Origin of the sequence: Williamsia muralis (assembly GCF_051487485.1) — a bacterium.
Lineage (GTDB): Bacteria > Actinomycetota > Actinomycetes > Mycobacteriales > Mycobacteriaceae > Williamsia > Williamsia muralis_B.
Map to the genome: position 1 here is coordinate 170,142 of NZ_JAHVCV010000010.1, position 8,791 is coordinate 178,932.

Annotated in this window: 7 protein-coding genes and 1 rRNA gene; 1 reads left to right on the forward strand and 7 read right to left on the reverse strand. The window is 65.1% G+C overall.

Annotated elements, in window-relative coordinates:
• Positions 1–14: 14 nt before the first annotated feature.
• The 4 genes from recN to KXR83_RS23530 are packed head-to-tail and all read right to left on the reverse strand — an operon-like array spanning position 15 to position 3,881.
• Positions 15–1,796, reverse strand: coding sequence for a DNA repair protein RecN (gene recN, locus KXR83_RS23515; protein WP_437426917.1), 1,782 nt, complete (start codon positions 1,794–1,796; stop codon positions 15–17).
• Positions 1,796–2,776, reverse strand: a complete 981-nt coding sequence (locus tag KXR83_RS23520; RefSeq protein WP_437426918.1) for an NAD kinase — start codon at positions 2,774–2,776, stop codon at positions 1,796–1,798. Before KXR83_RS23520 ends, recN begins: the two co-directional genes overlap by 1 nt.
• On the reverse strand, positions 2,773–3,609 hold the full coding sequence (locus KXR83_RS23525) for a TlyA family RNA methyltransferase (protein ID WP_437426919.1): 837 nt from the start codon (positions 3,607–3,609) through the stop codon (positions 2,773–2,775). The genes KXR83_RS23520 and KXR83_RS23525 overlap by 4 nt, the downstream gene beginning before the upstream one ends.
• An 11-nt stretch (positions 3,610–3,620) precedes the next feature.
• Positions 3,621–3,881: a hypothetical protein gene (locus KXR83_RS23530; RefSeq protein WP_437426920.1), complete on the reverse strand. Its 261-nt coding sequence runs from the start codon at positions 3,879–3,881 to the stop codon at positions 3,621–3,623.
• Positions 3,882–3,917: 36 nt separating this feature from the next.
• On the opposite strand from KXR83_RS23530, the gene KXR83_RS23535 reads away from it, so the two are divergent.
• Positions 3,918–4,769, forward strand: a complete 852-nt coding sequence (locus KXR83_RS23535; RefSeq protein WP_437426921.1) for a shikimate 5-dehydrogenase — start codon at positions 3,918–3,920, stop codon at positions 4,767–4,769.
• Positions 4,770–4,780: 11 nt separating this feature from the next.
• Here the strand turns inward: KXR83_RS23535 and KXR83_RS23540 are convergent, their stop codons facing one another.
• The 3 genes from KXR83_RS23540 to rrf all read right to left on the reverse strand — a co-directional run bounded on the left by KXR83_RS23540 (position 4,781) and on the right by rrf (position 8,765).
• Positions 4,781–6,796, reverse strand: a complete 2,016-nt coding sequence (locus KXR83_RS23540; protein WP_437426922.1) for an HAD-IIA family hydrolase — start codon at positions 6,794–6,796, stop codon at positions 4,781–4,783.
• A gap of 148 nt (positions 6,797–6,944) precedes the next feature.
• On the reverse strand, positions 6,945–8,468 hold the full coding sequence (locus tag KXR83_RS23545; protein WP_437426923.1) for a flavin monoamine oxidase family protein: 1,524 nt from the start codon (positions 8,466–8,468) through the stop codon (positions 6,945–6,947).
• Between the two features lie 180 nt (positions 8,469–8,648).
• Positions 8,649–8,765 (reverse strand): 5S ribosomal RNA (rrf, locus tag KXR83_RS23550).
• Positions 8,766–8,791: the final 26 nt, after the last annotated feature.

An 8,791-nucleotide genomic window follows, 5' to 3' on the forward strand; every position in this document is an offset into this window, starting at 1 on the left:
GAGTAACAACGGTGTCATTCCGCGAATGCGGTCTTCTCCTGCTCGGCCGTGCCGAGAAGTTCCTCGGCGTGAGCACGCCCAGTGTCCGAATCACCGAGACCGGCGAGCATGCGAGCCAGCTCGGCGATGCGTTCATCGCGATCGAGCACCTCCACCGAGCTGGTGACCCGGCCGGCCTTTCCGCCACGCGATTGCCCACTGGTCTGCTTACCGATCAGCAGATGATTGTCGGCAAAAGCTGCGACTTGCGGGAGATGCGTGACGACGATGACCTGGTGTGCTCGGGCAAGGCGTGCCAGCCTGCGGCCGATCTCCACCGCTGCCCGGCCACCGACGCCGGCGTCGACCTCGTCGAACACCATCGTCGATCCCTTGCCCTGACCCGCCAACACCACTTCGAGTGCCAGCATCACCCGCGACAGCTCACCGCCAGATGCCGACTTCGCGATGGGACGCGCAGGTGCGCCCGCGTGTGCACTCAGGCCGAACTCCACCCGGTCCACACCATGTGATCCGGCATGCACCTGCTGCCCGGAAACCTCGATGGCCCGGCGGTCACCGTCGGTGGCCACGTCGGATACCACCGAGACCTCTAGTTGCGCATCCCCCATCGCCAACCCGGCCAGCTCTGAACTGACCTTGCCGGCAAGCGATTTGGCCGCTTTCACTCTCACCTTGGTCAACTTGACCGCCGCAGCGGCGACGTCGTCTCTCGCGGCAGACACCCGGGCGGCGAGCTCGTCGAGCGACTCCGAGGAGTCACCGATCTCGGTCAGTCGCGACCGGGCGGCCTCGGCCCATGCGATGACGCCGTCGATGTCCGGTGCGTACTTGCGGACCAACGACTTGAGTTCGGCCTGCCGTTGCAGGAGCTGCTCGAGTTCGGCCGCATCGGTGGGCAGACCGGAGACGAACGAACTGAGTTCTTCCCCGATGTCACCGACCACGGTCAGCGCTTCTTCGACGCGCGGCAACAGGGTCCGCAGGGTGTCGTCGTTGATCGCCGCCAGCGTCGTCCGGACTGCCCCCAACCCGTCGAGCACGGACGATCCGGTCTCCGCGTCGATCTCCGACCCAGCGCCCGTCACCACGTCCAGTGCCGTCACCGCAGCGTTGCGGATGGTCTCCAGATCGCTGAGCTGACGGACAGTCGCCGCGATCTCTTCGTCTTCACGGGGCTGCGGCGCCACCTTGTCGATCTCGTCGAGCCCGAACCGCAGTCGGTCTGATTCCTGGGCGATCTCCCGCGAATTGGCCTGCCGATCGCGTAGCTGGTCGGCGAGGGTGATCCACCGGTCGCGCGCCTCGCGGTAGGCCTTGAGCGGTTTGGTGACCGCCTCGGCCGCGAACCGATCGAGTGCGTCGCGTTGGTGTTCGGCCCGCAGCAGCCGCAACTGGTCGTTCTGCCCGTGAATGGCGAGCTGTCCACTGGTGAACTGCCCCAGCAGCCCGACCGGAACGGACCGTCCGCCCAGATGTGCCCGTGAGCGGCCGTCCGCGTTGACGGTACGGACGGCGATGACGGTGCCATCCTCGTCGAGTTCTGCCCCTGAGGAGTCGAGCACCTCCGCTGCGTCCGGGCCCGTCGCCCGGAACCGGCCCTCGACAACCGCGCGTTCCTGCCCCGATCGCACCCGCCCCGCATCGGCCCTCGCTCCCGACAACAGATGGAGACTGGTGACGACCATCGTCTTGCCTGCACCCGTCTCACCGGTCAGTACGGTCAAACCCTCGTGGAACTCGGCACCGGCCTTGTCGATGACGCCGAGGCCACTGATCGAGATCTCTTCGAGCACTACAGCTGCCTCCCCCGCCAACCGGTGACCGGCAGCTGGAACTTGCGGACCAGACGGTCGGCGAACGGGTCAGAATCGATGCGCACCCAATGCACCGGTCGCTCACCGCGAACCACCTCGATCCGGCCTCCCGCCGGCACGTCGATGTTGCGGCGACCGTCGCACGACAGGAGTGCATCCTGACCTCGGGCCAATACCTCCACCGCGACCCGCGACTGAGGGCTGGTGATCATCGGCCGGGCGAAGAGTGCGTGCGCATTGGACGGCACGAGCAAGATCGCCTCGAGGTCCGGCCACATCACGGGTCCGCCCGCCGAGAACGCGTAGGCGGTCGACCCGGTCGGCGTGGACACCAAGATGCCGTCCGCCCCGAACGCCGAGACCGGTCTGCCGTCGACCTCGGTGATCAACTCCAAAACCCCTTGCCGGGAAAGGTTCTGGATACTGGCCTCGTTCAGGGCCCAGCTCTTCGCGATCACCTCACCGTCGACGTGGACGCAGACGTCCAACGTCATCCGGTCTTCGATCTCATAGTCGCGGCGAATCAGTTTGCCGATCACTTCATCAACCCGGTTGGCCTCCGCCTCGGCCAGGAACCCGATGTGCCCGAGGTTGATTCCGAGTACCGGCGCCCCGACGGGGTGGGCGAGTTCGGCAGCTCGCAGGAACGTGCCGTCGCCACCGAGCACGATGATCACCTCGCAACCCACCGCGGACTGCTCGTCGCCCGCGGTCACCGCGACGTCAGCGCCGATCTCGCGGAGCTCTGCGGGATCGAGTGGATAGACCGTGCCGAGATATTGGGGGCCAGGATGGCTGGGCATGGTGTCGTGGTCGATCACGCGCAATCCGACGCCCGCCTCGGCGCATCGTTTGGCTATGACGGCCATGGTCTCGTGGACGTTGTCCCGTCCGGTGTGGGCGACCACCAAGAACTCACGTCCCGATGCCGCCGGTGCGGCGTCGTTGTGGTCTGTCACTGGGGCCCTTCCTCGATTGCCTGGGCTATCGCTGCGCCTACCTCGTCGTCCACCGTCACCGGTTCCGACTCGCTCGCTGCAGTCGACTCTTTTCGCAGCCACAGGAAGTATTCAACATTGCCCGACGGCCCTGGCAGCGGGCTGGCAACCGCACCGAGCGTACGAAGGCCATACCCTGCCGCTGTTCGGGCGACAGCGGTTACCGCTTCTGCACGCAGAGCGCGATCGCGCACGACTCCCCCTGATCCCACCCGGTCTTTGCCGACCTCGAATTGCGGTTTGACCATCGGAAGCAGGTCCGCTCCCACCTGAGCGCAGTCGGCGAACGCTGCGAGCACCAGGTTAAGGGAGATGAATGACAAGTCGGCGACGACGACCTCCACCGGACCGCCGATCTGCTCGGCAGACAGGCTCCGAACATTGGTCCGGTCACGGATGTCGACGCGCGGATCGTTCTGTATCCGCCAGATGAGCTGGCCGTACCCGACGTCGACCGCGACCACCTCGGTTGCTCCACGCCGCAGCAACACATCGGTGAAGCCGCCGGTGGACGCACCGGCATCCAGGCAGCGTTTGCCCGCCACCGATAGTCCGAGCGGCTCGAAGGCCTCCAGTGCACCCAGGAGCTTGTGGGCGCCCCGTGAGGCCCAACCTTCGTCGTCGGAGTCGGCTACGACGATCGGGGCACCGAGATCGACATTGGTGGCCGGCTTGGAGGCGACCGTTCCGTTGACCTTGACGCGGCCGGCTTCGATGAGCGCTCGCGCGTGCTCTCGAGACCGCGCTTCACCTCGCCTCACCAGCTCGGCGTCCAGCCGGGCTCTACGCGCCATGGGAACGGCACTCAGACACGATCGACCTTTTCGAGGGCCTCGGTGAGTACTGTGTGCGCTCTGTCCAGCAGCTCGGCCTGCCGGGCCAGCTGGTTCAGACCCATACCTTTGGCGTCGTCACCAGCCGCGACTTGATCGGCCTGCTCGAGCAGATCTGCCACCCGCTCCCGGATCTCACCGAGGTCGACGTTGGATGCAGGTTCGACAGGAGCCGGCCCAGGTCTGGGGCCGGGCCTGGGACCTGGGATGGGGCCGGGGCGGGGATGGTTCATCGCCTGCCAAGGCTAGTCGATTGTTAGCGTCGAGCGATGACGTCCACCACCGACGGATCGCCGTCCCACGCACCTGATGCCCGTGTCCTCCGCCGTGAGACGCAATTGTGCATCTCCCTGTCGGGACGGCCGAGCAACATCGGCACCAAGTTTCACAACTATCTGTACAACGAGATCGGGCTCGACTACGTCTACAAGGCGTTCACGACAACCGATCTTCCCGCCGCCATCGGAGGTCTGCGAGCCCTCGGCATCCGCGGTGCCGGAATCTCGATGCCCTTCAAGGAAGACGTCATCGACCTGGTCGACGTGATGCATGATTCGGCCGCCGCGATCGCGTCGGTGAACACGATCGTCAACGAGGACGGTGTCCTCCACGCCTACAACACCGACTATCAGGCAGCGGCGAATCTGTTGCGCGACAGCGCGATTCCGAAAGACTATTCGGTAGCCATCGCCGGTAGCGGGGGGATGGCCAAAGCGGTGGTCGCCGCTCTCCGCGATGAGGGATACCAGAACACCGTCGTGGTGGCCCGCAACCGTGACGCCGGTTCCGCGCTGGCAGAACAATATGGCTTCACCTGGCAACCAGACCTCGGCGCGGACCGCCCACAGCTACTGGTCAATGCGACCCCGATCGGCATGGCCGGCGGCCCCGACGCTCACGGCCTGCCCTTCCCCACCGAGGTTGTCGAGGCAGCACAGGCCGCGTTCGATGTGGTCGCGATGCCGTCGCGGACCCCACTCATCGCGGCGTTCGACACCCGTCCCACCATCACCGGCGCACAGGTGATCGCCCTGCAAGCGGCCGAGCAATTCGTCCTGTACACCGGTGTGCGCCCGAGCGACGAACAGATCACGGCCGCATCAGAATTCTCTCGGAGCTGACCGATCCGCACTCAGCTCAGAAGACCGGCACTCATCAGCGCAGCTTGCGCTTCTTCTTCGGCGGCCTCCACGGTCCAGCGAGCGCGCGGCTCCTGTGACCACGCGGCATGGAGCACCGCGTAGAGAACCGCGCTCGCGTCCGCACCGTCTTGAGCGACCACGGTCAACGTGCCGTCCAGGACACTGACGTGCCAGCCGGGGCGAGGGCCGACAACAACATCGTCGGCCGCGGCGTTGAGTCCGCTGAGATCCGCCGACACGAACGTCGGTCGCTGCGCCTCCGGAGCATTCAGGGCGTCAACGGCAGTGCTGACCCCCGTGAGGACAAGCAGACTGTCCGCCTCGATGGCGTTGGCGCCTTCGATGTCGGTGTCGAGGCGGTCGCCGACCACCAGCGGCGTCTTGGAACCGCTGCGGTTGACCGCGTCGATCATCAGCGGTGCCGCAGGCTTTCCGGCGACCTGAGGTTGCTGTCCGGTTGCGTTCGCCACGGCGGCCACCATCGAACCGTTGCCGACGAGAAGTCCGCGGTCAGTCGGAAGCGTCGCGTCGACGTTGCAGGCAACCCAGCGGGCGCCGGCGCGGATCGCCAGGGCGGCCTCGGAGAGATTGGTCCAGTCGGTATCCGGCGAATGTCCTTGCACAACAGCGGCCGGACGATCGTCGGCGCTTCTTGTCACCCCGAGGCCTGCAGATCGGACTTCGTGGACGAGTGCGTCGGTTCCCACGACCAAGACCCGCGAACCCATCGGCAACTGTTCGGCAAGCAGCCGAGCAGCGGTCTGGGCACTGGTGACAACCTCATCGGGTTCCGCGACGAAACCGAGATCGCGCAGGTGCGCTGCGACATCGTCGGGAGACCGGCTGGCGTTGTTCGTGACGTAGAAGTTGCGCTGGTCGCCGGCGTCCAATGCTTCTCTTGCGCCAGGGATCTCATCTTTTCCGGCATAGACGGTGCCGTCGAGATCCAGGAGCAGGACGTCATAGCCGTCACGGAGGCGCGCACCCGGCTCGGCGGGCGCAGCCGGGACGAGTTTCGGGACAACGGGAGCGGGCACCTGAACAGGCTTGGCAACAACAGGCACAGACCGTGTCGTCGGAGCGGGCTCGGCCAATGTTGTCGACGCGGAGGTCTCGTCCTCGCCGGTCAATCCACCTTCTTCGAACTCGGCGTCGACGCCCTCGGGGTTGCTCAGCTCCATGAGCCGTTCCTCGGCGTCGGTCACATCGTCGTCGTCGGCGGCAGCGGCGTTCATGAACCAGGTGATCGCCTCGTCACGACGGCCGGCGGCCAGCAATGCCGCCGCATAGGCGTAGAAGTAGCGCGCGGCCTCGGTACCGACTCGAGATGGGTCGAGATCTTTGGTCTGCAGCGTGACGATGGCCTTGTCGAAGTCGCCGAGGTCGAGACGGGCGCCCGACTCCACGATGCGCATCTCGGCGGCCTCTTCGCCGGTGAGTGCCCGGGCTTCTTCGCTTCGTGCGACATCGATTGCGCGTTCGGGCCGACCCAGGCCACGCTCGCAATCGGCGATCATGGGCAGCAGGGCGTTTCCACCTGACATCCGGCGGGCTGCGCGCAGTTCGGACAGCGCCTCTGCCCACTCCTGGGCGTTGTAGGCCGCGAGTCCGGCTGCTTCCCTGACCATCGCGATCCGGCCGGCGCGACGACGCGCTGCGCGTGCGTGTTCCAGGGCAAGCTGTGGATCCTCGTCGAGCAGCCGGAACGTCATGATCAGGTGACGCGACACGGTGTCGGCGTTCGTACGGTCGAGACTCAGGAGATCGCGGCGTACAGCGGTATCAAGATCCTGGGGCACCACGTCTTCAGGGATGGGTGGTTCTGGCGGCCGATTGGCCGAACCGGTTCCGCGGCGTGCATCCGAGTCGTTGCGGAAGTTACGTCCGCGGTCTGAGCCCGAGCGATTCGATCCCCCCTGACGGTCGGATGACCGGCCACCGGGTTGATTGCTACGTCCACTGCCGCCGGTGCTTCCGCCACTGCCACGGTTCATTCTGTCGTTCACGTCTGCCTCTTCGTCACGATCTCACCGCAGCGGACGGGCCGCCAAATCGATGGATTCACGCTATGTAGTTGCCTGTTGATGGCCGATCGGCCGCACGCCAGGGTAGTCGCTGAAGGCCCTCGGCGACGAATTGCCGGCGACGCGCCCTCTACAACGAGGCGATGACCTCGCGAGCCGCACGCTCCCCGGACCTCACCGCGCCGTCCATGTACCCGGTCCAGTAGTCGGAGGTCTCCGTGCCGGCCCAGTGAACCGGACCCACAGGCGCTCGCAAAGATCTGCCATACCGCGTCAGCGTTCCGGGTTTGCTGACGGCCACCGGGCCGCCTTGCGACCACGGTTCGAGGTCCCATTTGAAAACGCCATGGTCCAAGTGATTTCGGGCCTCTGGACCGAAATAGTCCACGAAGTTCTCGATGCACTCGTCGACCAGCTGTTCCTGCGGCGCGTTGTCCAACCGCCGCATCGCGTCGGCCGAGATGAACCCCATCAGGACGTGGTTGCCTTCGGCGTAGTTCTCGAAGCAGACGTCGATCGGGTCGCCGTTTCCGATGACCTGACCCGACAATCCCTTCGCACGCCAGAACGGCTCGGCGTACACGGCAGCGAACTTGCTGATGGCACCCATCCGATAGCCGTCCTGCAAACCGGTACGCTCTGCCGGCAGCCCAGGGCTGAACTGAATGCGACCGGTGATCGCGGGCGACATGGCAACGATGACTTTTCTTGCCCTCAACTCCCCAGCATCACTCTGTACAGTCGCGAATCCATCCGACCAGGAGATATGACGGACTGCGGCGTTGTACACCATGCAACTACCCAGTGCTGCGGCCATCCGAAGAGGAATCAGCGCAGCACCGCCGACAAACAGCCGCTCCTGGGCGCCACCGGAGGTACTCAGTAGTCGGATGAGGCTACCGGGATTGGCCTCATCTCCTGCTGCGGCAACGTAATTGAAGAAGTACAGGGCCGACACCTCGTCTGCTTCGACGGAAAGCGCAGCAGAACAGGCGACGGAGAGCAACATCCTGGCGGTCGGAGACATCGATCGCGCCTCCAGCCATTGCTTCCATGTGATCGAGTCCAGGTAGGACGCATCAGGGTGCTTCCACGGTTCACCAACCGGGAATTGGAGCAGACCTTGCACCTCGAGCTGAGCGAGAGCAAACGCCGCCTCTGGGCTGGCCGGGTCGATCGGCACGCCCAGCGCACTCGGCATGGTGGAACGCTGGCCGCTGTTCCAGAAGACGCTGTCGCCCTCGTTATAGGTCGGTACGGAGACCACACCGTACTCACGCGCCAACGCGGCGATGTGGGTCTGCGTTGGACCCACGAATTCCGCTCCGGCATCCAGGGTCACACCTAGTTTCGGTGTGCTGATGTTGTGGACTCGTCCGCCGGCGCGTTCGCGGGCCTCGAGGACCTTCACCGATTTCCCGGCTCTTGTAAGAGATCGCGCAGCAGCGAGACCTGACAGGCCGCCACCGACAACGACCACGTCGACAAGGTCATCGGGGTTCATTACCGCGGTAGATTTCCCGGCTCCGAGAACAGACGTTCCGACGGAGACGCCGACGGCCCCCACCACTGCCGCACCCAGCAACTGTCTGCGCGTCATCCCGGCAACACTCAGAACAGGTGGCCCGGAGCGGGTAACTTCCGTGTACGACATGGCCAGAAGTGTAAGACCCCGGAACCAAAAGTGGGTCGTTTGACCCAGTTTTGATGTAGGCAGCCAAGCGCAAGTCCGGCTTAAACCGAATCGGCGACGATCCGCAACAGCACCCAGAAATAGCAAAACGCCCCGCGCCCAACATCTTTCGATGTCAGACGCGAGGCGTTCGCGAGTTGTGTTCGGCGGTGTCCTACTCTCCCACACTGATTAGGGTGCAGTACCATTGGCGCTGGAGGGCTTAGCTTCCGGGTTCGGAATGGGGCCGGGCGTTTCCCCTCCGCTATAGCCGCCGTAACTTTATGAAACCAGTACACACGTCT